This is a genomic window from Thiocapsa bogorovii, from assembly GCF_021228795.1.
Classification (GTDB): Bacteria; Pseudomonadota; Gammaproteobacteria; order Chromatiales; family Chromatiaceae; genus Thiocapsa; species Thiocapsa bogorovii.
The window spans coordinates 2,364,603-2,389,861 of the sequence record NZ_CP089309.1 but is presented as its reverse complement, the minus strand read 5'-3'; the positions used below and the strand labels follow the sequence as shown (position 1 = coordinate 2,389,861).

Sequence of the window (25,259 nt, the reverse complement as noted above, 5' to 3'; positions counted from 1 at the left end):
CTCTCGTCGAACAACGAGTGACTTTCCGCTCGGATTGAAGAGCCATACGCTTGCGGTCGATGAGAGGCAGCTGATACCGATTTCTCCCCTAAGACATCTCGGCTCCAGGGACCGCTCTTGGGTCGGTACTCGTCTTGACGATCCGTTGCAGATGACCAGAAGGGGGGTCGCCAATATTGCCGAAGTTGCGATCGTGCCGCTTGATGTACCTCAGCAGTTGCGTCTGAGACCCCGACATCTTGACCTTGTTCATTGTCACCGGGCATGCTCCGCGCATGGGCCGTTGGCCGGCAAGACCTGATGCAAGGGCGTCAGCCAGTGACGCGCCGCAATGCCATCGGCCTGGTCCCCTTCGCGCTTGAAATCAGACGGCGTAGTCGACAAGGTATATGCGTCGATGCCATGACCTGTTCGCCCGACAAGCCGCTAACCGATGGATCTACGGCGAGGCCTAGAGCGTGGGTAAATTCCTGATCCTGCGAGCGACTTTTCCGGCATGGCTTATCCTTGGACTGCTGGTTGTCACCGGCCTCCAGGCCAAGGACGTCGAGGACAGCTGCGCGTTGCACTCCGCGTCGATCGAGGTCGACGGCGGACACGTCCACTACGATCGTGCCGGGCACGGACAGCCGGTTATCCTATTGCATGGACTGTTCGCGCAAAAGGAGCAGTGGCAAGGTGTGCTGTGCGGTCTTGCCTCGGCCGGCTTCGATGCGATCGCCCCCGATCTGCCGGGGTTCGGCCAAAGCAGCGACTATCCGGTGGGCGTTTACGATCTGCGACGTCAGGTGCGGCTGCTTGGTCAGTTCGCCGACGGGCTCGGGCTGAGGACGTTCGACCTCGCGGCCAACTCCCTTGGCGGCGCCATCGCGGCCTTGTACACACAGTGCGATCCAGCTCGGGTGCACAGGTTAGCCTTCATTGGGCCGCCATTGGGCGTCGAGCCTTGGGGTCCGGGGGTCCGCGCGGCAATCCTGCGAGGCATCAATCCGTTCATCCCCACGGACCAGGCGCAGTTCGAGCTGGAGATGGGTTTGCTGTTTGTGCAGCCGCCGGAGGTTCCGGATGAGGTGCGCGAACAGCTGATTCGCGATTATGTCGCGCGCAATCGGCACTATCGGCAGGTCTGGGACATCGTGAATCTCTTCGATGACGTCTTGGCCGGCGATGCCGATGAGCCACTGGACATCGACATCCCCGCGCTCATCGTCTGGGGCGAGGGGGATTCAATCTATCCGGCATCGGCTGCACCAACGCTCCGAAAGCGCCTACCCGGAAGCCAGCTTGTCGTCCTGCCCGAGACCGGCCACCTGCCGATGCTCGAACGCACCGCCGAGACGCAGCGCCTGTTGGTCGAGTTTTTCGGGGCGGACAATGCCGCACGCGTGGTGCCCTAATCCGGGTCGCTGCACACACGTGCCGATCTTGTCGCCCTCGTCCTTCGTGATCACCGCGACTCAGCGTGGGTAGCCCCGTTGATTTCTTGCGTCGCAGCGTCTTTGCGCGCGCCCACCCCTACTGCGAGCACACATCGAATGTCAAACCCGAACCTGAAAGCAAGACTCGATGCGATCTTTGCGGCGCACATGAACGCGGAGTTGGAGGGAGATCTCGACCGGACGCTGGCGACGATGGCGCCAACCCCACATCTGGTGAACGTGCCGACCATGGTTGGCGGGCAGGGGCCGGAGGGTGTCCGGACCTTCTACGACAAGCGGCTCGTCGGGCAGTTCTTCCCGCCGGACGTCACCTTCGAGACCGTCTCCCGCACCTACAGCGAGGAGCGGCTGGTCGATGAGCTGATCATCTCCTTCACACACACGCAGAAGATCGACTGGATGCTTCCGGGGGTGGAACCGACGGGCAAGCGGGTCGAGGCGGTATTCGTGGTGATCGTCGGCATCCAGGATGGCAAGGTATCGTACGAGCACATCCACTGGGATCAGGCGAGTGTTCTGGTGCAGATCGGCCTGCTCGATCCGGCGAACCTGCCGGTGGTCGGTGCCGGGGCGGCGGCGAAGCTGCGAAATCCCGCGTTGCCGGATCCCTTTTTCAATGAGGGTTGACGCCGGGACTTTGGCGAAGGCAGCGCGGATCAAGTCGAAATGCGGGGTTTTGAGATCCAGCACTCGGTCTACGTCCATTTGCTGCTGGAGTTTCAATCGAGCGTCGATCGCCTCATGGCGGTGCGGCTGTTGACCGATATCGGACTGCTGAATCAGGACCTGGCCGCCGCAGGCGAGATCCCCTTGGGAAGGTTGACTGCTCTGAGGTCGCATGGCCCCAGCAGCGGTCAGTCGATCCGAAAGGTCCGAGGTAGAAGGACTCGGCCAAAAATGGACATTTCCAACGATTCAGGGTGTGGCGGCAAAATCGCGCTTAGCGGACTTTGAGGAGATTTGCGATTGCTGCCGCACATCCGCCTATTGGAACGCGCGCAACGGGCGCCACTCTGACTTCAGATGCGCGCAAGCGACCTGGAGGAGCCACCATGCGTCAGCCGAGCCCCATCAATATCGCTCTGATCGACCACGTCGTGCTTCGCGCCGTCGACCTGGAGCGCATGATCATGTTTTACAGCGACGTTCTGGGCTGCCGGCTGGAGCGCGGGCCAGGCGAGATCGGGCTCGCCCAGCTACGCGCCGGGCGATCCTTGATCGATCTCGTCGATGTCAAGAGCGACTTGGGCCGAGCGGGCGGTGAGCCTCCCGAGCACGGCGCGCCCAACATGGATCACGTCTGTCTGCAGGTGCAGCCTTGGGATCCGGACGCCATTATCGCGCACCTGCGCGGGCAGGGCGTGGAGGTGGGTGAGATCGTGACGCGCTACGGTGCCCTGGGGAGCGGACCCTCGCTCTACATCCGCGATCCCGAGGGCAATACGGTCGAGCTCAAGGGCACCGCCCGGGGCTAAGCCGAGCAAGACGCCGGAATGACCCGCGTGGGCAGCCTGGTGTTGCGGACGACAGGGCGACGTGCAGCGCGCTCCGGCCCCTTCCTGACAGGCGCCCCGGCGCTCGACCAACTGGAGACACCATGGGACTTTTGCAGCTCATCCTGCTTTTGGCGACGTTTCTCTGCTCGTTGGTCGCGGGCTTCTTGTTGGCGTTCGCTGTCGTGGTGATGCCGGGCCTCAAGCGCTTGAGCGACCGGGAGTTCATCCGAGCGTTTCAGGTGATGGATGGTGTGATCCAGCGGGGGCAACCGATCTTCGTGCTCGTCTGGGCCGGCTCGGTGGCGACCTTGGCCGTCGCGGCCGTTCTTGGCTTGTGGTCCTTGGATGGAGCCGATCGCCTGCTCCTCGTCGTCGCTGCGACCCTCTATCTTCTCGGTGTCCAACTCCCGACGTTCATCGTGAACGTTCCGCTGAACAACCAGCTCCAAGCGCTCGCTCTCGATGGCCTGGAGGAGCCGGCGCAAGCATCGGCGCGCCGGGCATTCGAGCCGCGCTGGAATCGATGGAATGCGATCAGGACGGTCGTGGCGAGCCTGACCTCGGTGTTGCTGATACTCCTGATGCTCAGGCTTTGAGCAGACCCCTCAACGCAGCGCCCGAAGTCCAGTGCCCTCAATGCCCCCAACGCCAGTCATTTCCAGCGTCGTGATGGTCTGGATTATTGCCTGCATTGAGCAAGGCGACCTGGCCTCTGCGCGACCGAGCGGCTGAGCTGCTCGTCCAATCGAACGATCGCCTAAGCTCAGTTGCGATCGCCATACCGCCTCCGATCGCCTGCGCCCGGCTAGCGGAGCCGCACGCGAGCGGCCGTGCACCCGCCGACAGATCCACCTGTCATCCAGCCACCTCGATTTCCTGAGTCTCGAATCACAAGTTTTTGTGGTCCACGAATTCCTGTGGCACGCGACGCTCTATAAGCATATGTTTTTGAACATTATTATCTGTTGGCTCGGCATTTGTTTTAGAGCAAGCGTGCGACAGGAGAGGCCGATATGAACGCCAAACGACGCAGTCACCTCATCAACCTGAACCGTGGACTGATCTTCGCCCTGAGCTTGGGCGGGATGGTGATGGACGGTCTTCACATCGCCGACCTGTTGTGCGCGCTGGCCCTGTGCCTCTGGCTCTGGCTGCCCCTCTGCACGCGCCTGGAAGCGCATCTGTTGCAACGCGTGGAGCACAAGTGCGACTGGGGACGCGCCGGCAGGGCCTCTCCGTCCCTGTAGCGCGACCCGTCGCGGCGAAAGCCAGGGCGATCGAGCCGGCGCTCGAAGACCTGCGGGCTGCCCAGAGCACCGCTCATCCATCCAACGATCCGGAGCAAGACCATGAAGACCGTCGCCAAGACCCTGTGTGTCGCCGCATCCCTGACGCTAACCCTCTCGCCCGCCTTCGCGGATCTGCCGAATCCCGGCATGGAGATCGAGGACGGCAAAACCACCGTCACCAGCCCGCACAAGATCTACGGCCCCGAGACCAACGACCTGGTGCTGCAGCTGCGCAAACAGGGCATCGACAAGGTCGTGCTGGCCGGGATGTCCGCCAATCTCTGCACCGAGTCCCACCTGCGCGAGCTGCTCGAGCAGGGGTTCGAGGTCGCGGTGGTGGCGGATGCGACGGCGGCCGCTCAGGTCGAGGAAGGGGACGGCTACGCCGCCGCGCTCGTGAACTTCCGCTTCCTGGCCAATACGGTGTGGAGCACCGAGGAAGCGGTCGCGGCCATGCGCGCCGACTGAGCGCCGCCCCACGCCTGTCCCCGGCGCGATCCCACCCTGGCGCGTCGGGGACACCAACACTCGAGCCACCGATACAGAAAGAGAACCCCCATGAGCACCACCGACACCAGACCACCGCTTCCCCCCTTCACCGCCGAGACCGCCGCGGAGAAGGCCCGCCTCGCCGAGGACGCCTGGAACAGCCGCGACCCCCAGCGGGTCTCGCTCGCTTACACGTCGGACAGCCGGTGGCGCAACCGTGCGGAGTTCGTCAACGGACGCGCGCAGATCGTCCAGTTCCTCACCCGCAAGTGGGCCAGGGAGCTCGACTATCGGCTGATCAAGGAGGTCTGGGCCTTCACCGACAACCGTATTGCCGTTCGCTTCGCCTACGAGTGGCACGACGACGCGGGCAACTGGTTCCGCTCCTACGGCAACGAGAACTGGGAATTCGACGAAAAGGGACTCATGCGCGTGCGCTTGGCAAGCATCAATGACCTGCCGATTCGCCCCGAGCAGCGCCTCTTCCATTGGCCGCCGGGACCGCGGCCCGAGGGACACCAGGGCCTGTCCGAGCTGGCCTTGTGATCCCGGCCGGCAACGGCGAGCCCTGCCTGTGCCGGCGATGACGGCAGCCCCGCCGAGCCAAGGCCAACCAACCTGGACTGAAACCATGAAACTGCTCTCCGTCAACGTCTCTCTCCCGAAGGAGGTGCCCCACCAGGGCGCCACCATCACCACGGGCATCTTCAAAGAGCCCGTCGTCGGGCGCGTCAGGGCGCGCACGCTGAATCTCGACGGCGATGGCCAGGCGGACCGGAAGGTGCACGGCGGACGCGACATGGCCGTGTATGCCTATCCGGTCGAGCACTACCCTTATTGGCAGGCAGCGCTCCAGCGCGCGCCCTTTCCGTTCGGTCAGTTCGGGGAGAACCTGACGCTACAAGGGCTGACCGAGGAGCAGGTGCGCGTCGGTGATCGGTTCCGCGTGGGCGGCGCCCTGCTGCAGGTCACGCAGCCCCGCATCCCCTGCTACAAGCTCGCCCTGCGCATGGCCGCGGGGCCGGACTTCCTGCGTCGGTTCCTGGAGAGCGGCCGGCTCGGCTTCTACCTGCGCGTCATCGAGGAGGGCGAGATCGGCGCGGGCGACACCATCGAGCGCGTCGACAGCGACCCGCGCTCGGTCACCATCGCCGAGTTCATTCATGTCTACCGGTCCGGAAGACGCGATCCCTACGGACTGCGGCGCGTGCTTGCCTCCCGCGACCTGGGGGATGCCTGGCGCCTGCACCTGGAGAAGCAGCTGGACGCGGCCCAGTCGGCGCCCGAACCGCGGGGGTGGGATGGCGAGCGCTCGTTCGTCGTGGATCGCAGGGTCGCGGAAACGCAGACCGTCACGTCCTTCTATCTGACTCCCGAGGACGGGGAGGCCTTGCCCGCATTCAAGCCAGGGCAGTTCCTCACCCTCAGCTTGGACATCCCGGGCCAGCCAAGACCGGTCACCCGGACATACACGATTTCCGACGCCCCCAACCCCGAGCACTATCGACTGAGCGTCAAGCGCGAGCTGCCCCCGGCGCAGCGGCCCGAGGCACCGCCCGGCCTCTCGTCGAGTTGGTTCCATGACCAGGTCCGGCCCGGTACGAAGCTCCGTGTCAGGTCCCCCCGGGGTGAGCTCTGCCTCGACCCCGGTCAGGAGACGCCGGTGGTGCTGATCAGCGCCGGGATCGGATTGACACCCATGATCAGCATGCTCAACGCCATCGTTGCCGCAGGATCAAAGCGGCAGGTCTGGTTCATCCACGGCGCGCGCAACGCTCGCGAGCAGGTCATGGGTGAGCACCTGCGGCGTCTCGCCGCCGCGCACGACAGTGTCCATCTCCATGTCCGCTACAGTCGGCCGGAGCCGGGGGACGCTGTAGGGCCGAGCCACGCTGGCGTCGGTCATGTCTCTGTGGACGTACTCAAGGCGCTGCTTCCGCCCGCGGCGTATGACTTCTACCTCTGTGGTCCCACGCCCTTCATGCGGTCCCTCTATAACGGGCTGCTGGATTGGGGCGTCGCCGAGGACCGCATCCACTATGAGTTCTTTGGTCCCGCATCCGTCCTGAAGGCGGGTGCCGAACAGGCGCCTACCCGGGTGACGGACGATGACCGCTCGCCTGCCTTTGAGGTGGTCTTCGAGCGGTCCGCCGTCACCGCCGCCTGGGATCCCGGTGTCGAGAGCCTCCTGGAGCTGGCCGAGGCCCGTGGTCTGCGACCCGATTTCAGCTGCCGTTCCGGAATCTGCCACACCTGCCTGTGCACGCGCATCGCCGGGGAGGTGACCTACCGCATCGAGCCCGTCGAGCGTCCGGACCCGGGGTCCGTGCTCATCTGCTGCTCGGTTCCCGCGAGCGACCTGATCCTCGCCATCTGAGGGTCCGCCCTAGCCTTCACCCACACGCCATCAATCCCCACACGCCATCAATCAGAGAGCAATCCGCCATGACAACACACTACGATGCAATCATCATCGGCGCCGGACAAGCCGGCCCCTCCCTCGCGCAGCGGCTGACGGCCGCGGGGCTGAGCACGGCCCTCATCGAGCGCGAGCACCTCGGGGGTGTCTGCGTCAACGTCGGCTGCACGCCGACCAAGACACTGGTCGCGAGCGCCCGCGCCGCCTACGTGGCCCGACGAGCACCCGAGTTCGGGGTCATGATCAACGGCGAGGTCCACGTCGATATGGCGCGGGTCAAGGCCCGGAAAGACGCCGTCGTGAAGGCCTCCAAGGATGGCGTCACCGGCTGGCTGAAGACCATGCCAAACCTCCGTACCTACGACGGCCATGGCCGATTCGACGGTCCGAATCGGGTGCGCGTGAACGGGGAGGTCCTGCACGCCGAGCGGATCTTCATCAACACGGGCGCGCGCCCCTCGGTCCCGGACCTGCCCGGGCTCGACCAGGTGGAGTATCTGACCAGCACCAGCCTGCTGGACCTGGACGTCTTGCCGGAGCATCTGGTCATCGTCGGGGGCAGCTACGTTGGGCTCGAATTCGTGCAGATGTACCGCCGATTCGGCAGCCGGGTGACGGTGATCGAGCAGGGCGAGCGGCTGATCCGGCACGAGGACGCGGACGTGTCGCGGACCGTGCAGGAGATCCTGGAAACCGAGGGTGTCGCGGTCCGGCTGAATGCCGCATGCCTGAGCGTTCGAGCGCAAGACGCCGGGGTTGCCGTCCATCTGGACTGCCAAGAGGGCCCGGCCGAGGTCCAGGGCAGCCATCTGTTGCTGGCCGTCGGCCGGCAGCCCAACACGGATGATCTCGGGCTGAGCAGCGCCGGCATCGAGACCGACGGGCGGGGCTTCATCCTGGTGGACGAGCAGCTGCGCACGACCGCGCCGGGTGTCTGGGCGCTGGGCGACGTCAATGGCCGCGGCGCCTTCACCCACACCGCGTACAACGACCACGAGATCCTCGTGGCCAACCTGCTCGACGACGCGCCACGGCGCGTCTCCGATCGGATACCGGCCTATGCCCTCTACATCGACCCGCCGCTCGGGCGAGCGGGGCTGAGCGAGCAGCAGGCGCGCGACACCGGCCGGCGGGTCCTCATGGGGAAGCTCATGATGACCCGGGTCGGACGTGCCCGCGAGCGCGGCGAGACGCAAGGATTCATGAAGGTGCTGATCGACGCGGAGACCCAGCGCATGCTCGGCGCCGCGATCATCGGCCTCGGCGGCGACGAGGTCATCCACACGCTCCTCGATGCCATGGTAGCCGGTACGCCCTACACGGTCATCCAGCGTGCCGTGCACATCCATCCCACGGTCAGCGAGCTGATTCCGACGCTGCTGGGTAACCTCGGCGCCCTGGAATAGCCGGGGCCAGGCCGCGTCGCGCGGGTTCGGGTGCTCGGCGACACACCGGCGCCGCTGGCGCGATTCGGGCGTCGGGATCTCAGAGGGCCTCCGACGTGAAGCCGGCTAGATCTCCTTGCGCAGACCCAACGCCTTCATCTTGTAGGCCAGCGTGGACGGCTTGAGCCCCAACAACTGCGCGGCGCCATCGTTGCCCCAGACCTTCCAGCCTGCATGCCGCAGCGCGGCCAGCATGTTCGCTTTCTCGCGCGCCCGGATCTCCGCGTCGGTGACGAAGCCGGCGTGTCCGCCCGGTCCCTCTGGCCCGGGCTCCGTCGGCGGCGGATCGACAATCGTGCCGGCATCGCCCGGCATGGCCAGATCCAGCCGGGCGCGCCCGGCCTTGCCGAGGATGACGGCGCGCTCGATCACGTTCTTCAGCTCGCGAATGTTGCCGGGCCAGTCGTGGCGCTGCAGGGCATCGGCCTGCTGCTGTGACAGGCGCAGACCCTCGCGCCCGAGCTCCGCGCAGGCCCGCTCGAGGAAGTGCTGCGCCAGTGGGGCGACGTCTTCGGGGCGCTCGCGCAACGGCGGCACCAGGATCGGAAAGACGCTCAGGCGATAGAAGAGGTCTTCGCGAAAGCGTCCAGCCTTGATCTCGGCGTCCAGGTCGCGGTTGGTGGCGGCCACTACGCGCACGTCCACCTGGATGGTGCGGTCGTCGCCGACGCGCTCGAGCTCGCGCTCCTGCAGCGCGCGCAGCAGCTTGCTTTGCAGACTCAGCGGGATCTCGCCGACCTCGTCCAGGAACAGGGTCCCGCCGTCGGCCAGCTGCAGACGCCCGACCCGGTCGCGGTGCGCGCCGGTGAAGGCGCCCTTGACGTGGCCGAAGAACTCGCTCTCGAAGAGCTCCGCCGGGATGGAGGCGCAGTTGACCTTCACCAAGGGCTTGTCGGCGCGCTCGCTGCGGGCATGGATGGCGCGCGCAATCATCTCCTTGCCGACGCCGGACTCGCCGAGGACCAGCACGCTGGCCGGTGTCGGGGCCACGGCGGCGATCTGTGCCAAGGTTTGGCGCAGCGCCTCGCTGGTGCCGATGATCTCCCCGAAGTCCAGGTTGATCTTGATCTCCTCGCGCAGATAGTCGCGCTCCAGCTCCAACTGCTCCTTGAGGCGGCCGATCTCGCGATAGGCCGCCTCGCGCTGCTGCTCGATCGCCCGGCGCTCGGTGACGTCGCGAAACACCACGACCGCCCCCTGGATGGCGCCGTCTTGGACGATCGGTGTGCTGGTGTACTCGACCGCCACGGCGGAGCCGTCGGTATGCCAGAACACCTCATGGTCCACGCGATGGACGGCACCGTCTCTCAGCGCGGCGTAGATCGGGCAGTCCTCGCGCGGATAGGGCGAGCCGTCCGCATGGGAGTGATGGTGCACGTCATGCGCGATCTTCCCGATCAAGTGCTCCGGGTCCCATCCGAGGATGTCCATGCTGGCCGCGTTGCCGAACGTGAGCCCGCCCTCGCGATCGAAGCCGTAGATGCCGTCGCCCACGGCGTTGAGGATGAGCTCGTGGCGCGTGCGCAACTGCCGCAGCTCCCCAAGCGCAGTGTCGAGGTCCTCGCTGCAGGTCACGCTCAGCACGAGCCGCGGTGACCCCGCGTCCGGCGCCGCGCGCCACGCCGACAGCAGTCCCCGGGTCAGTCTGGCTTTGCCGCGCAAAGAGACCGGCGTGTTCTCGATGGCGTGGCCGTCGCGTAGCACCTCGCTTCGGAGGCGATGCTCGAGCCCGGGCGGCTCATCCAGCGCGAGCAAGGCGCCGAGCGGCATGGCCGGCGCTTCCGGGGGCTGCGCCAAGCCGAGACGCTCGCGCCAGCCACGGCTGGTGTGAAGACAGGTGAGCGCTTCGTCCAGCTCCGCCACGAGTGTGGGCGCGTCGGCAAACGGCCATGCGGTCATCGCTGTCCCCCCAAATTTCTGCGTATTAGACCACGGAGATTTGTGGTCCACAAATCTCTTGAGTCGGCGCCTCTATCTTATCTCTATGTTTTTTAAAAATATTAATGGTTGGCATGGCGCTTGTAATAAGGCAAGTGCACGACCGGAAAAGCCATCGAGCGCCGGCGGCACGATCCGCGAGCCATGCGGCTTGCGGGGCTCACAAACCTCGCCAATCTCTGGCGATCACTGAAAGGTAACGTCATGAAGCCCATCCACACTCTGATCAGCGTAGCCACCGTCATCGGCAGCCTCTCCACCGCATCCGTGGCACTCGCCGTCGATGAGTACAACCTCTCAAGCGGCACGACCCGTACCGGCGAGCGCGTTGCGCTGCGCGGCACCGACAGCGTGGCCCTCGCGCTTGGTCTCGGCGTCACCGACGGCCAAGCCAAGTTCAGCCACGTCCACGACGGTGTCGCCTACTACTTCGCCAGCCAAGACACGCGTGATGCCTTCGCCGCCGACCCCGCGGCCTATCAGCCGCAATACGGCGGCTACTGCGCCTTTGGCGTCGCGGTCGGCAAGAAGCTCGACGCCAATCCGCGCTACGCCGACATCGTCGACTCCAAGCTCTACCTGTTCCTGGACGCGGCCGCCTTCGCGGCCTACGAGGAAGACAAGGTCGGGACCTTGACCAAGGCGGAGCAGAACTGGCCCGGGATGCATCACGTCGCGGTCTCCGAGGTCAACAGCCGCTGACCCTCGCACGTCCAAGGCACGTGCTCGACTCAAGAAACAATCCCACTTGACTGGAGAACAGACCATGAAGAACATCCTTGGTACCCTCGCCCTGACACTCGTGATCTCACCGGCCTTCGCGGGACAAGGCGGATTCGGCGTCGGCGGACCGGATTCCTATATCTGGGCCGAGATCGGAACGGAGACGGCTCGCATCGCTGAAAGCCGGTCGGCCTCGCCGGAGGAGCACTTTGAGGATAGCATCGTGGAGGGATCGACGAGGTTTGCGGACATGGATCGAACAATCGAGGGCCGGATCCCGAGCAACGAGCGAATGAATTCCGACCTCGCCCCCGCAAGCACCTTCTACGGGGGTTTCCTGTAGGACAGCTCGGCGACCGGAGGAAAGGCGTCCCTCCGGTCGTCCGGCGGCAACCCCGCGCCCGTGGCGCGAGCGCGACCGTTTTTCGCTCGGCACGCGCCCCCGCTGTCTTTACTGAGTGACAGTCAACGCCTTCACCAAGGCACGTCGGTCGGATGGCTTGAACTGACGCATCTCAGCAAGCGGAGGATCTCGAAGCGAGGTTCGGTGTCCCGGAGAAAGCGGTCGCTCACGACCGATAGCCGAGCGGCAGCCCAGGGGCGTGACCGGTCCGTCGGTCGCCGGACGGCGGGTGACCGGTATCAGGATTGAAGAGTCACCACGCTGCGAAAGACCGGTGACGGCTTCCCGGAGCACAGCGATTGGTCGGTTGGCTCGGCTCGGTGGTCGATCTGGGTCGTCAGCCGCTTTTGCTCGACATCTAACGGCTCCTCTGATTAAACGCGAATCAGCCTGATCGGCGGCACTCCGCGGTATCCGCTTCGGCGATACTCGAAATCGGCAGCGTGCCTGCAGGGCCGGGCACGGCGTCAGAATATCTGGATTCGCGGGTATTCATCCGCCATGTGCGCCCAGAAACCGCCGCTCCAGTCGAAGGGAACGGCGAGAAACCAGTCCGAGGGTGTGGCGGCAACAACGGTTTCCACCATCTTTCGCCCACAGCCCTGCCGCGCGGAAGTCATGCCGTAGAATTGCACCACGTGGGTTTTCGTGTCGATGAGCAACTCGACGCGGATGGTCCCCGCGGCGCCGACCGCCACGACCGGACTCTGCTTCCCGTCCGTCGATAGCTGGTTCGAGGCACTCAGCCGTCCCGGGAAGAGCTTGATGAAGCGAAGATCCGGAATCGTTGCCAGCGCTTGCGCGAGGACTTCGTAGATAGGCTCGACACGGCGCAGCGTGCGAGCCTTCCGGATGCGTTCGCCGTCGACGAAGTTCTGTCGCCGCGTCATCCCGGTCTCCGCTGTTCAAGAGGGTTGCCCAAACACGTCAGGCGTCCCGAGTGCCCGCCCGGCGTCATCGCGCGACGCATTGTTCCGACACCACCCATTCGCATTTCGCGCCGGAGGTGTTTCGACTCCCGTTGCAGGGCTTGGCCTTGGTGTATCCGGCACAACCCATGGCCTCTTGTCCGCTCGACTCGCATGCACCGATGGTCTGCCAGCTGCAATCCGCGCTCGCGATGCAGTCCTTGCGCGGCTGCGCGTCGCACGCCTGCGCATCCGCGGCAGGGCTGACCGGGGAGAAAGCAAGCCAGCACAGCAGTACCGAGCAAACGCGAACGTAGCATTGGATCATGGCTGATTCTCGCTGATGGCGGGGGAAGACGTTCTCCAACGTCTCGTAGTGGATCTGAAACGGCATCTAAGCTTAACCTCGGCACGGCCGGGGCGCCTTCGCGGGCTTGCTTCTCCAAGTGTTCCCCGCGTCTGCGGGGATGAACCGCGTGGTGCGTGGGCACGCAGCGCCAGTTTACCCCTAGTACCCCGTTCCACCCTATTTTGCGTGCTCAGCAAGGCGAGAAGCGTTCGGCGGCTAGGCGCGCGAGTGAAGGAAGAGTGGTCCTCTTTCAAGCTCGCGCAACAACGGCGCCGAACGCTTCTCGCCTTGCCCTTCGGGAGCCCCCCAAAGGCGCCGGGGCGGCGTTACAGCCCTTGGAAATAGGATCCACTATTCCCCGCCGACTGTGCCTTGCCCCGGCGCCTTTGGGGGGCTCTGAGCATGCAAAATAGGGTGGAACGGGGTACTAGAACAACCAGCGCCAACCCGACCCCTCTCGCGCGGTCGATCTCCTGTCCTCACCCCGGCGGCAGGTCGTCCGGCCTCCCATACCTCGGAGCTTTGAGCCATGTTTCTCGATCCTTTCCACGCGGCCGTAGACGGCACGCTGCGCATCTCCGCGCCGCAAGGCAGCGCCTTCGCCAAGGAGATCGCGGGTGATTTCAATCCGATCCACGATGCGATGAATCCGCGCTTCTGTGCCCCTGGCGATCTCCTCTTTGCGCTTGTCCTCGCCAGATGTGGTCTTGCGCGTCGGATGACCTTTCACTTCACCGGAATGGTTGGAGCGGATGCCGCATTGAATGTCATTCAGAGCGACTCCGGCGTCATGGTCGAAACGGCCGACGGCAATCCCTGTCTCGAGGTCGAGCGTTCGGGACAGGTGACCAGGGATCTGGTCATGATTGAATCGTTCGTGCGCCGCTACGTGGCCTTCTCGGGCCAGAATTTTCCACACATTCTGGTGCCGCTTATGGAGCAGCAGGGCGTGATGATCAACCCGGATCGGCCCCTGGTGATCTACGACCGGATGTCGTTCGAGCTGGACCGATTGGACTGCCCCGACGTGGGCATTGCTCTGGAATCGACCGAGCTGGAGGTGAAGGGTAAGCGCGGCGAGGCCCGACTCGGGTTCCGCCTGACTGCCGCCGGGGAGCCGGTCGGGCAGGGCTCCAAGACCCTGATCCTGAGCGGCTTGCGGGCCTATGAGCCCGAGGCGTTACGGGGGTTGGTCGAGCGCTATGCCGGGTGGAAGGCAGCCTATCTGGCTGGCGTCTGACCGCCTTATGGATGCCGGCTCGGGGGCTGCTCGGGATGAGCCGGAAATACCCTCCCGCTCATAGACCTCGGCAAGCCCCGGGCTGCAATCCATGTCGGGCAGGGCGATGCAGTCTTCCAAAGTGGGTTTTCGGCAGTTTGGGCTAAGAATCCCATGTATCGGCCACGACGGACCGCTAAGAGGATTGAGGAATGACCGTCTTTCGGGCGCTGGGTGACCGGTCACGGCTGAACCTCGACGCCCTGCCGACCCGAATAGGATCGTCACGCCCGACGGCGTAATCGCCCATGAGACGTCCCGCTGGCGACGGATCACAACCGGGTCGAGCCGGTTACGCTGCACTCGCGAGGATGCTCGGCGCAGACGGCTCGCCCCTGCTGGGCTCGGCCGCGCGATACACCCGTCCGTCCAATGACCCGGAGAGTCTGAATGAACTGGAAGACCGCCTACCGCTCCTTCTACTACGCGCACGCACCCGAGCCCGAGGACCTTGTGCTGGACCCGGCCGAAACAGCGCTGCTGAGCATCGACGTGCAGAACCTCTATCTCGAGATCCCGTCCGATCCGCAGGAGGCGGCGCGCTGGTTCCCCTTCCACCGGCGCATGCGCGAGATCGTCATCCCGACCACCCGCGCCCTGCAGGACGCCTTCCGCGCGAAGGGGATGGACGTCATCCATGCCCGCATCGCCTGCCTGCTCGAGGACGGGCGGGACCGCTCGCTCAGCCAGAAGAAGCCGGGCTGGAACGCGCTCTTGCTGCCCAAGGACAGCGCGGCCAGTCAACTGATACCCGAGCTGGCGCCGCTCCCCGGTGAGATCGTCGTGACCAAAACCACCGACAGCGCCCTGACCGGCACCAACCTGCGCCTGATCCTCGCCAACATGGGCATCCGCAACGTGGTGCTGACCGGGATCTTCACCGATCAGTGCGTTTCCTCCACGGTACGCAGTCTCGCCGACGAGAGCTTCAACGTCATCGTGGTCGAGGACGCCTGCGCGGCCGGTACCGACGAGCTTCACCGGCGCGAGCTGGAGATCCTCAACATGATCTACTGCCAGGTGCTCGGCAGCGTGGAGCTGCGGGACATCATGAGGCTCTGAGGCCGGGCCGATGCGGTTGCGTGCGGACACCGCTACCGCGCCCCGTCACCCTTGATCGGAGGCATCCTGGCCTTCGACCTGCCGGCGATCAGCACGCGGGGGTCGTTCAGCCGCAGGCAGCACCTGGAATTGTCCTATCGGGCCAAGCGCCCGCCGGAGGCGCAGGCGGCGGCTTTTCTCGATGCGGTGTGGAAGCGAGAGCGCCCGACGAGGCGCTCCGCGGCAGCGCTTCGCAAGATGGCAGCCCAGGAGGGTGCCTAAGGCTCATCGTCCCCCTCTATAGCCTTGCTGCGACACACAAGCCGGAGCGGCTCCGATTCATGGGAAGGTTCCTCAAGAACCCGAAAGAGAGCGACCACGTACTCGCGTTCATCTGCAGGTATCGGCATGTCGATGCGTCTCGCGGCTTGCGCCGGAAGGTAGCCGACCAGGGCCGCGCCAAGGATCAACCCATTGGCTCGCAACCGGAGCCGTCCAGCGCGGGTAATCTTCAATGACCTTGTGCGCTTTCATGAAACCGATCGTTGCGTTGCGGGTTGGCTGCGATCCACGTCGACCCAGCAGAACTGCGCGTCGACCAGGTCATGCTCTCGGTCCCAGCGGTAAGCGCAGAGCTTCCCGCCTGCGGCGACGCTGTAGTCCAGACAGGCGACGCGTGCGGACAGCGGGCGCGGCGTACCGCTCATCCAGTAATGTCCGACGAACACCGGCTTGTCCCCGTTGTACCCCGGCAGGATATCCTCGGGCGCCGGCTCGTGCGGGATCTGCGGGATGACCGCGGTCGGTGCAATCGCGAGATCGCGGTAGGTGATCGGGTGTTCTTTCCACCAGCGGGTGCGGACATTCCGGCGGATCTTGCCGTCCTTGTCCTTGAACTCGACGCCCTCGGGAAGCGGAATCTCCAAGCCTTTCAGCACCGTCTCCAGCGCCTCGTAGGCCGGGTCGCCTTCTCGGGTGAGTGCGGCCCAAGCGGTCTCGTCGCGGATCCGTTGTCCGTGGTCCAGGTGTTCGGTCAGGATCTTGAAAGAGGGCTGATGCCAGCAGGCATGGACGACGCGCAAACCCGGCAGATCCAGCCAGAGCGGCAGGCCGCGAAACCAGTCGATCCACTCGTCGTGGACCTGGCTGCCCTCGCCGACCCGAGCGAGGAACTGCACGTGCTGTCTGCGATTGTCCTCGGAGTGGGGCCGCAAATAGCTGTTCGCGCCCGGCGAGATCGGCGTGGCCCAAGCCACGGCGTTGAACTCGTGATTGCCCATGACCGTGAGCGCCTGCTCGGCGTCGACCATCGCGCGAACCATCTCCAGCACCTCGACCTGCGCCGGTCCGCGATCGATAAAGTCGCCGAGGAAGATCACTTGGCGTGTCGGATGTCGCCAGACGCCGTGGTGTTCCCGGTAGTCCATCTTCGCGAGCAGCGCCTTGAGCTCATTGGCACAGCCGTGGATGTCGCCGATCAGATCGTACATGTTCGCTCCTGTCTTGACCCTGTCGGTCGGCCCGCGCAGGCGGGTCGACAATGCTCCGCGGGACAGGGGTTCGCGTAGATCACCCGGATGCCCATACGGCGGGGAACCTCACCTCGGTCGCCTCGCCCCCGTCGGTCCACCAACAGCGTCGCTCGGGAAACTGCACCGCGAGTAATCCGCCCCCGTGATCCGAGGTCGCCGACAGACACACTCGCCGCGGTGCCGAGAAGATCGCCTGTCCGGGCAGATGGGTATGACTGCTCACCGCGACGCGCTCCCAGTCCGGATCGTGCCGAGTCGCCCGACCCTTGTCGCGCAAGGCTTCGGGCATGAAGGACGGCTCCGCGGGCAGTGTCGTGCGTTCGAGCGCGGCACGTTGCGGGGCGATCGGGCCGACATCCAACCCGGCGTGCACGCAGAAGATCTCGCCGTCGTCGAAGAACCAGCGCAGATCGGACAAGAAACGCCGATGCTGCGCGGGGAATGCCGCAGCGAAGCTCGCGAGGTCGTGCGCTTCATAGGCGTCGGCCGTGCCGAGTCCCGGGTTCCAGTAGCGTGCGCTCCAGCATGCGTACCAGGCCCTGTCGGGAACGTGTCCCGGCCAGCCAAGGGCCCGCAACAACGCCAGATCATGGTTGCCGATGATCCGAAAGAAGCGCCCGGGGCGCTCGGCCTGCAACGCGATCAGGCGATCCAGCAGAGCCTGGATCTGCGGGCCGTTGTCGACATAATCGCCGAGGGTGACGATGCGTGCATCCGGCGCCTCGCGGTCGATGCGCTCGAGCACACGTTCGAACAGGTCCAGATGACCGTGCAGGTCGCCGATCGCCACCAACGGCGGGCCTGTGGCCGTCATGCGTCGAGACCGAGCAGGCGATCCGCGAGCCCGGCGATCTCCTCGCGCTGCGGCAGGGTGTCGAGCCACTCGGCCGGGATCGCACCCGTGCCGAGCGCCGCGCCGAGCAGGGCGCCGGCGAGACAGGCGACCGAATCCGAATCGCCCCGGATCCGCGCGGCCTTCTCGATCGCCAGACCCGGATCCTCCGGCCAGCGCAGCGCCGCCGCGACCGCAAGGCCCAGCGCACTGCCGGAGCGCCAGCCACCGTCGCCCGGCGGGATGGCCTCCTCGTCGAGCCAGTCCCCGCCGCGCGCCGACCACGCAATGGCCGCGCGCAGGCTTGACGCGACCTCTCCACCCTGATGCCAAGGCCCGTCGAGCCCTCGGATCGCATCCTCCACCAGGACCGTATCCCAGCGACCCGTCTCCAGGATCGCCCGCACCAGCCAAGCCCCGGCGATGGCCGCCTCGACCGCGTTGGGATGGGCGTGGGTGAGCAACGCCGAGATGCGTGCGGCCTCGATCAGGTCGTCGCCCCGATAGGCAAGCGCCAGGGGGACGATCCGCATCACCGCCCCGCAGCCGTCGGACGCGCGCACCCCGCTGGCGGTCCAGTCGCGGTCGCGCTCGAAGCGGGAGGCCCTGGTCAAGCAGGTGTTGCCCGGCGCGGTCGACGGGGTCAGCGGGTCATGGCTCCAGGGCACGAAGGCCTCGCCCACCAGCTTGCCTAAACGATCGGGGTCGAGCGGCCCCGGTCCATGCTCCAGGATCGCCTCGCCCAGATACAGCGACATGTGGGTGTCGTCGGTCCAATGGCCCAAGTGGACCGGGCGGGTGCGTACGCTTGCGTCCGTCACGAACTCGAGCGGGGCGCCGAAACGGTCGCCGCACGCATGGGCGAGCAGGGCTGCACGGGCGCGATCGGCAAAGGTCGAGTTGTTTTCAGTTCCGTTCATGGGCGTCTTCTCCATTGAATGAGGCGCGGTCCTGTTCGAGCACAAAGGCGGATGTTCATTGTCCTGGGACGATCCTTGCGGCCGCGGGGATCCGGACCTGCTCCATGCCGACATGATCCCGCTCGTCCTCGTCGATGGGTCCCCGTCCCCCCGCGGACGTCAGACCGCGCCCTGCCGAGCCTCCCCCTTCATCCGACTCTCCGCGGCCAACCGCCGCAGGAACTGCTCCGGCGCGAGCGTCTCGCCGAGGAGTGTACGCTGCCGTGCCACGGTCGCGAAGTCGCCGGGCGTGAGCGTCTCCAGTGCCGTCAGGTGCCGCGCGAGCTCGGCCGGAACCGGGGCGGAAACATCCCCGAGCGCCTCGCGCGCGAACAGTGCCGAGCGCTGTGCCGGTGCGAGCGCCCAAAAGGGCAGCTTGAAGTCGAACCGGCGCAGACGCCCGCGCAGGACGGCATCGTCCTGCGGTTGCAGGGTTTCGTCGTCGTCCGCCCAGGCGTCGTCCGGGTCGCGACCGGCGGCGTTGAACAGGAAGGCCGCCACCTGCTCGGGCTCGAACAGCGGCAGGCAGAGAGACCAGAGCGCACCGAGTGTGTATCGGTCGTCGAGCGTGGGTTGCGCGCGGACCAGTCGCAGGGCATAGCACGCGGCGCGCCGCGTCGAGGCCGGTACGGCGGCGAAGTCCTTGCGCCAAAGTGTGCGAGGTTGGGGCATGCTCAGACCTCCCGCGTCCAGGGTTGAAAGCGGCGAGCGTCGAAGTGAACGACGAGGACGCGCCCGTGCGACTCTATGCCCTGCACCGGATCGTGCGGGCGGAGGTCGCGAGCGACACGCCCGCGCGGGCCGCTGCCGGGTTCGACCTGGACCAGGCGCTCGCGCGCGGTCAGGCTGATATCGGTCAGGGCGAGCTGATCGATCTGGAGCTGCGGGTCCGCGGCTATCTGGCCACGGTGTTGAGCGCCTGTCCGCTCGCACCCGGGCAGTGGTTCGAGGACGAGCCCGAGGGTTCCGAGTTCGATCTGCGGGTGTCGGCCCGCGTCCCCTCCACGGGCCAGCTGCTGCGCTGGCTGCTCGGGGCGGGGGACAATCTGGAGGTGATCGCCCCGCCGGACTTGCGCCATGTGGTGGCGGTGCAGGCGGGGAAGATGGCGGCGATCTACAGCGATCGGTCCGGAGTGAGCGACGCGGTTTGAGGTGACGGGCGTCCGCGCCGTTCGTCGATCTTAATGGCGCGGGACGTCTTCGACCCCGAGACCGGCAAGGATCAAGGCAAGACGCCGGCGCGCCGCCGCGACATCGACGCCCTGCGCGGCGCGCTCTTCGAGCAGACGGATGGCCTGATCCGCGAGCTCGGCGCATTGCTCGGGGTCGAGGATCTGCAGCACCGCGGCGACCTCGTCGAGCGTCGCCGAGAGGACGGCCGGCGCGAGCTCGTCCGGGCCGATCGGCGACTCGGGGTGGAGCAGATCGGCCACCAGCGGTTGCTCGAGCAGGCGAAAGTGGATCTCGCGGGCCTCTTCCTCGTCGGCAAGCTCCTGTCTGGCGAGCGGATCGGCACCCGCTGCGCGCTTGACGGCCTTCATGATGAGGGCGATGAGTTTGTGGATGGCCGCGCGTTCTTCTGTGTGGGTCTCCGGCAGGCCAAAGGACTGTTCGTAGTGCCGCTCCAGGGCTTCCTTGAAACCCAGCACCACCTCGCTGCCGGCATCCGGCGGCAGCTCGACGGCCTTTTGGACGAGTGCGCGGAAGTCCGTGGCGAAGGTTTCCATCTCCTCGTGATCGGCCTGCTGGGCTGCCAACAGATCCTCGGGCGGGACCTCTTGCGGTGGCCAAGCGAAGAGCGGGTTTTCGTGTCGGCGTCGCAAATGACGCTCGCGCCGACCGGGTTTGTGGGTGAAGGGAAGCTCCATGGGGATTTTGACGCCTTGCAAGGTGGGATTTGGTCGGGAGGATCGCGATTGTCGTGTCGAGTTGTCCGCACATCGGATTTGTGCAGCCTGCCACTCAAGATTCCGTGGCGCGGAGGGTGGCTGCGCGCCATGTGCCGGTGTTCATCCTCCGCGCTCGTTGCGCGGAGGGGTCGTGTCGCTCGGCCCTCGGTCACCCCTTCGAGGGTGTTGAAGGGCTTAGGGCTTCATAGAGTGCGGAGTAGTCCTGATCGGCAAGACCCACGCGAGCCGCATCGGCGCAGACGGCCTCGATCGCCGAGATCACTCGGGTGTCCAATCCAGCGGCTTCGCCGACGCGCGCGAACAGGCGCACGTCCTTGAGCAGGTGCTTGAGCGGAAAGCTCGCGCCGGCGTAGTCGTGGCTCAGATATTTGTCGAGCTTCTTGTCGAAGGTCTTGGCGTAGAGCGCACTGCTGCGCAGCAGGCCCATGAACTGCTCCACATCGATACCTTCGCGGCGCACCAAGGCGAGGCTTGTCGCGAAGCTGGCGGTGAGCCCCGCGATCAGCTGGTTCATGGCGAGCTTGAGTGCGGCGCCCTGTCCGACCGGGCCGATCCACTGGGGGTCGCGGCTCAGGTCGCGCAGGAGAGGCCGACAGCGCTCGAAGAGATCCCGGTCGCCTCCGGCCATGACGATCAGGTTGCCCTCCCGCGCCTCGGGAAGACTGCCCAGCACCGGTGCTTCGAGGTAGTTGCCGCCGACCGAGGCCACTCGTTCGGCGATCGCTCGGCTCTCCTCGGGTGCGATGGTGCCCATCTGGATCAGGACGCGTCCGCGCAACTCGACCGGGTGGGCCGGATCGAACAGGGTGTCGGTGATTGCGGCTGCGTCGCTCAGGACGAGGAGTATCAGCTCGGAGGCTGCGAGCGCCTCGGCGGGTGTCTGCGCCAGGTCGAGCCCGCGGCGCTCCGCGGCGCCACGATTGGCCTGACCTCGGTTCCAGCAGATGATCTCCCGCCCTTGTCGCTTCAGCCTCAGGGCGATCTCCGAACCCATCAGACCCAGGCCCAACACGGCGGTCTTCATCATTCTTACTCCCGGTGTCTCAACATTGCGATGACGGCCGCGGTGTCCGGACGGACGCCGCGCCACAACCAAAACGACTCGGCCGCCTGCTCGACCAACATTCCCAGTCCGTCCAGCGACCGGGCTGCACCGTGTCTTTGTCCCCAACGGCGGAAGGCGGTCGGCGTGTCCGCGTAGAGCATGTCGTAGGTCCAGCCTCCCGAGGCGAGACAGTCCTCCGGGATTGCCGGGACGGTGTCGCTCAAACCGGCCGACGTTGCATTGATGATGAGGTCGAATCGCTTGCCGTCCAACTCATCGAATCCGCGAGCCTGCGCAGGTCCGAACGGGGCGCCGAGATCAGCAAGCTGTTGCGCCTTGACAGCAGTTCGGTTGGCGATGACCAGGCCGGCGAGTCCGCTCTCGAGCAGCGGTACCAGCACGCCGCGCGCCGCGCCGCCGGCTCCGAGCAGGAGAACCCGCGTGCCCGGAAAGCGAAAGCCGTGATTCTCGACAAGATCGCGCACAAGACCGACCCCGTCGGTGTTGTCTCCGCGGAGTCTGCCGTCATCGAGTCGAATCAGCGTGTTGACCGCACCTGCGATCTCGGCACGCTGCGAGCGCTCGTCCGCAAGCGCCCAAGCGGCCTCTTTGAAGGGTACGGTGACGTTGAGTCCGCGACCGCCGCTTGCGAGGAAACGGCGGACCTCGCCGGGGAAATCATCCGGGTCGCCGAGGATACGCCCGTAGTCCAGATCCTGGCCGGTCGCTCGGGCGAAGGCGGCGTGGATCAGCGGTGACTTGCTGTGAGCGATGGGATTGCCGATGACGGCGTATCGGTCCGGCATGGGCGTTTGGCGGCCTCTGGTTGTGGATCGAGCTGGAGCTTTCTGCCTCCTGCTGTCAGCTGTCAGCGAACAGCGGAAATCGCGGCAAGACGCTCGACGCATCCTAAATCGCGTCAGCTCCGACGTTCAAGGATCTCGCCGGGGCAGATCCAATCCGAAGACGATGCATACTGTTCCAAACGCGATTTAGCGCCCCAACCAACGCGCCACATCCTTCGCGTAATAGGTGAGGATCCCGTCGGCACCGGCGCGTTTCATCGAGACCATGGCTTCCAGGACCACGGCGCGCTCGTCGAGCCAGCCGTTCATGCTGGCGGCCTTGAGCATCGCGTACTCGCCGCTCACATGGTAGACGAAGGTGGGCGCGCCAAACTGGTCCTTGATGCGTCGCACGATATCGAGATACGGCATGCCGGGCTTGATCATGACCATGTCGGCGCCCTCGGCCAGGTCCAGGGCGACCTCGTGCAGGGCCTCGTCCGAGTTGGCGGGATCCATCTGGTAGTTGTACTTGTTGCCCGAGCCCAGGTTGCCCGCCGAGCCGACGGCGTCGCGGAACGGGCCGTAGTAGGCGGATGCATACTTGGCGGAGTAGGCCAGAATGCGGGTGTGGATGTGGCCCTCGGTCTCGAGCGCGGTGCGGATGGCGCCGATCCGCCCGTCCATCATGTCCGAGGGTGCGACGATGTCGGCACCGGCCTCGGCGTGCGAGACCGCCTGGCGGACCAGGACCTCGACCGTCTCGTCGTTCATGACGTAGCCGGTCTCGTCGATCAGGCCGTCCTGACCGTGCGTGGTGAAGGGGTCGAGTGCGACGTCGGTGATGATCCCGAGATCCGGCACCGCGGCCTTCAGTGCACGTACCGCGCGCTGTGCAAGCCCGTCGGGATTGAACGCCTCGCGTGCGTCGAGCGACTTGACCTCCGGCGGGGTGACCGGGAAGAGCGCCATGGCCGGGATGCCGAGCCGCTGGACCTCGATCGCGTCCTCCACCAAGAGATCGATGCTCAGACGCTCGACCCCCGGCATAGAGGCGACCGACTCGCGCTGCCCGGCGCCTTCCAGCACGAAGACCGGATAGATAAGATCGTCCGGGGTCAGGGTCGTCTCGCGCATCATGCGACGCGAGAAGGCGTCGCGGCGCATCCGGCGCATGCGGGTGATGGGGAAGGCGGCACGATGGGTGTCACGATCGGGCATGGGATGGCCTCGGGGTCGGCTCCGGCGCGGCCGGGACCACCCCGGCGCTCAGGGCCGATACAATAGCTCAGGCGCTCGGATGGCTCCAGTGCGGCGGCTGTATCGCGATAGGATTCGACGCCGAGATAGCCTGCGCCATTTCCATATAGGTCAAGGCGCGCGACTATGCTTCACAGATGAACCCCTCACGGGAGTCCGAGCCATGTCTGCGTACCAGAAGGTCCGCCCGACACTCTACGAACAGCTTGAAGCCCTGCCTGAAGGGTTGACGGGCGAGATTCTCAATGGCCAGCTCCACACCCAGCCGCGCCCGAGTGGTGCGCACGTGGTGACTGCGTCGGCTTTGGGCTACGAGCTGTTCGGCCCGTTTCAAAGAGGGCGAGGTGGTCCGGGTGGCTGGTGGATCATCGACGAGCCCGAACTGCACTTCATCCACGACATCGAGGTCGACGTGCCTGACCTGGCCGGCTGGCGGCGCAGCCGACTGCCGCGGATTCCACAGGATCATCGCTTCACCGTGGCGCCGGACTGGGTCTGCGAGATCCTCTCGCCATCCACGGAGAGCAAGGATCGCGAGGTGAAGATGCCGATCTACGCGCACTTCGGGGTCGCCTATGCCTGGTTGATCGATCCCCGGGCCCATACGCTGGAAGCCTACGCGTTGGAGGGCGGCGACTGGCGCGAGATCGGACGGTTTGCGGGCGGCGCACAGGTGTCGGTCGCGCCGTTCGATGCGGTGACGATCGCCTTGGACGATCTGTGGGCGCCGACCGAGTAGCGGTTCGGGTGCTCCGAAGACTGAAAACGACAAGGACAAGCTCTCCATGACAAGCCCGGGCGACCCGTCTACACATCTCTTCGACGTCGATCTCGACGGCTTTCAACGCGAGGTCATCGAAGCGTCCGAGGTCCGACCTGTCCTGGTGGACTTCTGGGCCGATTGGTGTGCGCCCTGTCATGCCTTGGCGCCGCACCTGGGACGTGTGGTCGCGGATCTCGACGGGCAAGTTCTTCTCGCCAAGATCGAGGTCGACGAGGGCGAGAACATGAAGCTCGCAGGGCAGTACAAGCTGCGCGGCTTCCCGACGGTGATCCTCTTCCATCGCGGTGCCGAGCTGGCGCGCTTCAGCGGTGCGCGGTCTCGCCATGAGATCCTCGATTGGCTGCGGATCCATCTGCCGGATGATCTTGCCGGCCTGGTGGTATCGTGAGCCGTGTCGATCGCGCGTCGCTCCCGCGATGAGATGTCTAAACCGGCCTTCCATCTCCTCGATTCGGTCGGCGCCTTCGGAACCCCGGCCTTTGCCGCGGTATTGAGGGGCGAGCTTTTGGCCCTGCCGGAAGGGGTTCTGCCGATTGCGGGCGAGCAGGGCGGCCTGATCGACCCCGCGAGTCTCGAGGTCACCCTCTTGTCGCGTCGGGCCGATGCCGAACGGATCGAGGTCGCCGTCGGTGTGTTTTTCACCGAGATCGTCGGCGGCTGCAGCTGCGGGGACGAGCCCTTCGGGGTGAGCGGCTATACGGAGCTGAGGATACGAATCGAGCGGACGGATGGCGCGGCCGTCATCCTGTTTCGGGGGGATTGAGCAGAGATGTCGAATAGATCGGGATCCCGACCCGGTCTCCGATTAAACCGCGCCGAGCGCGGTATGCGATGTTTTCGGATGGGATCGGCCCCGGCAGATTTGACGACCGCTGGAGGTGGCGCGGTTGAAGACTTTAAAAACCTTAAATTCTAAACCGCGTCTCCGCAAAGG

At 65.7% G+C, this 25,259-nt stretch carries 28 protein-coding genes and 1 pseudogene; 18 read left to right on the top strand and 11 right to left on the bottom strand.

Annotated features, from left to right (window positions below; genetic code table 11):
* Positions 1 to 458: 458 nt before the first annotated feature.
* From LT988_RS10845 to LT988_RS10800, 10 genes and pseudogenes are all read left to right on the top strand, one after another.
* Positions 459 to 1,397: an alpha/beta fold hydrolase gene (locus tag LT988_RS10845; RefSeq protein ID WP_232410146.1), complete on the top strand. Its 939-nt coding sequence runs from the start codon at positions 459 to 461 to the stop codon at positions 1,395 to 1,397.
* 138 nt (positions 1,398 to 1,535) lie between these two features.
* A complete protein-coding gene (locus LT988_RS10840) occupies positions 1,536 to 2,066 on the top strand; it encodes an ester cyclase (RefSeq protein ID WP_232410145.1) in 531 nt (176 codons plus the stop codon).
* 66 nt (positions 2,067 to 2,132) lie between these two features.
* Positions 2,133 to 2,255 (top strand): annotated as a pseudogene (locus LT988_RS10835) (Rpn family recombination-promoting nuclease/putative transposase); the annotation flags it as partial.
* Positions 2,256 to 2,491: 236 nt separating this feature from the next.
* Complete coding sequence (locus tag LT988_RS10830) at positions 2,492 to 2,914, top strand: VOC family protein (protein ID WP_232410144.1); 423 nt, start codon at positions 2,492 to 2,494, stop codon at positions 2,912 to 2,914.
* Positions 2,915 to 3,036: 122 nt separating this feature from the next.
* A complete protein-coding gene (locus LT988_RS10825) occupies positions 3,037 to 3,531 on the top strand; it encodes an anthrone oxygenase family protein (protein ID WP_232410143.1) in 495 nt (164 codons plus the stop codon).
* A 417-nt stretch (positions 3,532 to 3,948) separates the two neighbouring features.
* The gene (locus tag LT988_RS10820; RefSeq protein WP_232410142.1) at positions 3,949 to 4,182 is read left to right on the top strand and encodes a hypothetical protein; all 234 of its coding nucleotides are present in this window, start codon (positions 3,949 to 3,951) and stop codon (positions 4,180 to 4,182) included.
* A gap of 102 nt (positions 4,183 to 4,284) precedes the next feature.
* Positions 4,285 to 4,692 carry an isochorismatase family protein gene (locus LT988_RS10815; RefSeq protein WP_232410141.1) on the top strand — a complete coding sequence of 136 codons (408 nt, stop codon included), beginning with the start codon at positions 4,285 to 4,287 and terminating at the stop codon, positions 4,690 to 4,692.
* Positions 4,693 to 4,782: 90 nt separating this feature from the next.
* Positions 4,783 to 5,259, top strand: a complete 477-nt coding sequence (locus LT988_RS10810) for a nuclear transport factor 2 family protein (protein WP_232410140.1) — start codon at positions 4,783 to 4,785, stop codon at positions 5,257 to 5,259.
* A gap of 85 nt (positions 5,260 to 5,344) precedes the next feature.
* On the top strand, positions 5,345 to 7,090 hold the full coding sequence (locus LT988_RS10805; protein WP_232410139.1) for an MOSC domain-containing protein: 1,746 nt from the start codon (positions 5,345 to 5,347) through the stop codon (positions 7,088 to 7,090).
* Positions 7,091 to 7,158: 68 nt separating this feature from the next.
* Positions 7,159 to 8,538 (top strand): FAD-containing oxidoreductase, encoded by a 1,380-nt coding sequence (locus LT988_RS10800; protein WP_232410138.1) that lies wholly within the window; start codon positions 7,159 to 7,161, stop codon positions 8,536 to 8,538.
* 105 nt (positions 8,539 to 8,643) lie between these two features.
* Here LT988_RS10800 and LT988_RS10795 read toward each other — a convergent pair whose 3' ends face one another.
* On the bottom strand, positions 8,644 to 10,476 hold the full coding sequence (locus LT988_RS10795; RefSeq protein ID WP_232410137.1) for a sigma-54 interaction domain-containing protein: 1,833 nt from the start codon (positions 10,474 to 10,476) through the stop codon (positions 8,644 to 8,646).
* A 243-nt stretch (positions 10,477 to 10,719) separates the two neighbouring features.
* Here LT988_RS10795 and LT988_RS10790 point away from each other — a divergent pair, with 243 nt between their 5' ends.
* Positions 10,720 to 11,217 carry a YHS domain-containing (seleno)protein gene (locus LT988_RS10790; RefSeq protein WP_232410136.1) on the top strand — a complete coding sequence of 166 codons (498 nt, stop codon included), beginning with the start codon at positions 10,720 to 10,722 and terminating at the stop codon, positions 11,215 to 11,217.
* Between the two features lie 64 nt (positions 11,218 to 11,281).
* Positions 11,282 to 11,581, top strand: a complete 300-nt coding sequence (locus tag LT988_RS10785) for a hypothetical protein (protein ID WP_232410135.1) — start codon at positions 11,282 to 11,284, stop codon at positions 11,579 to 11,581.
* A 527-nt stretch (positions 11,582 to 12,108) separates the two neighbouring features.
* Here LT988_RS10785 and LT988_RS10780 read toward each other — a convergent pair.
* Positions 12,109 to 12,531 (bottom strand): hypothetical protein, encoded by a 423-nt coding sequence (locus LT988_RS10780; RefSeq protein ID WP_232410134.1) that lies wholly within the window; start codon positions 12,529 to 12,531, stop codon positions 12,109 to 12,111.
* Positions 12,532 to 12,595: 64 nt separating this feature from the next.
* Complete coding sequence (locus tag LT988_RS10775) at positions 12,596 to 12,943, bottom strand: hypothetical protein (protein ID WP_232410133.1); 348 nt, start codon at positions 12,941 to 12,943, stop codon at positions 12,596 to 12,598.
* Positions 12,944 to 13,427: 484 nt separating this feature from the next.
* On the opposite strand from LT988_RS10775, the gene LT988_RS10770 reads away from it, so the two are divergent.
* Together LT988_RS10770 and LT988_RS10765 are read left to right on the top strand one after the other, a co-directional pair.
* Positions 13,428 to 14,138, top strand: a complete 711-nt coding sequence (locus LT988_RS10770) for a DUF3581 family protein (protein WP_232410132.1) — start codon at positions 13,428 to 13,430, stop codon at positions 14,136 to 14,138.
* Positions 14,139 to 14,567: 429 nt separating this feature from the next.
* Positions 14,568 to 15,239, top strand: a complete 672-nt coding sequence (locus LT988_RS10765) for a cysteine hydrolase family protein (RefSeq protein WP_232410131.1) — start codon at positions 14,568 to 14,570, stop codon at positions 15,237 to 15,239.
* A 509-nt stretch (positions 15,240 to 15,748) separates the two neighbouring features.
* Here the strand turns inward: LT988_RS10765 and LT988_RS10760 are convergent.
* The 4 genes from LT988_RS10760 to LT988_RS10745 all read right to left on the bottom strand — a co-directional run bounded on the left by LT988_RS10760 (position 15,749) and on the right by LT988_RS10745 (position 19,213).
* Complete coding sequence (locus LT988_RS10760; protein WP_232410130.1) at positions 15,749 to 16,708, bottom strand: metallophosphoesterase; 960 nt, start codon at positions 16,706 to 16,708, stop codon at positions 15,749 to 15,751.
* A 79-nt stretch (positions 16,709 to 16,787) separates the two neighbouring features.
* Positions 16,788 to 17,564: a metallophosphoesterase gene (locus LT988_RS10755; RefSeq protein WP_232410129.1), complete on the bottom strand. Its 777-nt coding sequence runs from the start codon at positions 17,562 to 17,564 to the stop codon at positions 16,788 to 16,790.
* Entirely contained in the window at positions 17,561 to 18,502 is a 942-nt protein-coding gene (locus tag LT988_RS10750) for an ADP-ribosylglycohydrolase family protein (protein ID WP_232410128.1), read from the bottom strand. Before LT988_RS10750 ends, LT988_RS10755 begins: the two co-directional genes overlap by 4 nt.
* 159 nt (positions 18,503 to 18,661) lie before the next feature.
* Positions 18,662 to 19,213 (bottom strand): hypothetical protein, encoded by a 552-nt coding sequence (locus LT988_RS10745; RefSeq protein ID WP_232410127.1) that lies wholly within the window; start codon positions 19,211 to 19,213, stop codon positions 18,662 to 18,664.
* Positions 19,214 to 19,257: 44 nt separating this feature from the next.
* On the opposite strand from LT988_RS10745, the gene LT988_RS10740 reads away from it, so the two are divergent.
* Positions 19,258 to 19,692, top strand: coding sequence for a helix-turn-helix transcriptional regulator (locus LT988_RS10740; RefSeq protein ID WP_232410126.1), 435 nt, complete (start codon positions 19,258 to 19,260; stop codon positions 19,690 to 19,692).
* Positions 19,693 to 19,722: 30 nt separating this feature from the next.
* Here the strand turns inward: LT988_RS10740 and LT988_RS10735 are convergent, their stop codons facing one another.
* From LT988_RS10735 to hemB, 4 genes are all read right to left on the bottom strand, one after another.
* Positions 19,723 to 20,430, bottom strand: coding sequence for a hypothetical protein (locus tag LT988_RS10735; RefSeq protein ID WP_232410125.1), 708 nt, complete (start codon positions 20,428 to 20,430; stop codon positions 19,723 to 19,725).
* Positions 20,431 to 20,599: 169 nt separating this feature from the next.
* Positions 20,600 to 21,475, bottom strand: coding sequence for an NAD(P)-dependent oxidoreductase (locus LT988_RS10730; RefSeq protein ID WP_232410566.1), 876 nt, complete (start codon positions 21,473 to 21,475; stop codon positions 20,600 to 20,602).
* Positions 21,476 to 21,480: 5 nt separating this feature from the next.
* Positions 21,481 to 22,302, bottom strand: a complete 822-nt coding sequence (gene aroE, locus LT988_RS10725) for a shikimate dehydrogenase (RefSeq protein ID WP_232410124.1) — start codon at positions 22,300 to 22,302, stop codon at positions 21,481 to 21,483.
* Positions 22,303 to 22,488: 186 nt separating this feature from the next.
* Positions 22,489 to 23,502 carry a porphobilinogen synthase gene (gene hemB / locus LT988_RS10720; protein ID WP_232410123.1) on the bottom strand — a complete coding sequence of 338 codons (1,014 nt, stop codon included), beginning with the start codon at positions 23,500 to 23,502 and terminating at the stop codon, positions 22,489 to 22,491.
* A 202-nt stretch (positions 23,503 to 23,704) separates the two neighbouring features.
* Here hemB and LT988_RS10715 point away from each other — a divergent pair, with 202 nt between their 5' ends.
* Genes LT988_RS10715 through LT988_RS10705 form a run of 3 tightly spaced genes read left to right on the top strand, consistent with a single transcriptional unit; the run spans position 23,705 to position 25,088 of the window.
* Entirely contained in the window at positions 23,705 to 24,280 is a 576-nt protein-coding gene (locus LT988_RS10715) for a Uma2 family endonuclease (RefSeq protein ID WP_232410122.1), read from the top strand.
* 46 nt (positions 24,281 to 24,326) lie between these two features.
* Positions 24,327 to 24,713, top strand: a complete 387-nt coding sequence (locus tag LT988_RS10710) for a thioredoxin family protein (RefSeq protein ID WP_232410121.1) — start codon at positions 24,327 to 24,329, stop codon at positions 24,711 to 24,713.
* A 33-nt stretch (positions 24,714 to 24,746) separates the two neighbouring features.
* A complete protein-coding gene (locus tag LT988_RS10705) occupies positions 24,747 to 25,088 on the top strand; it encodes a hypothetical protein (protein WP_232410120.1) in 342 nt (113 codons plus the stop codon).
* Positions 25,089 to 25,259: the final 171 nt, after the last annotated feature.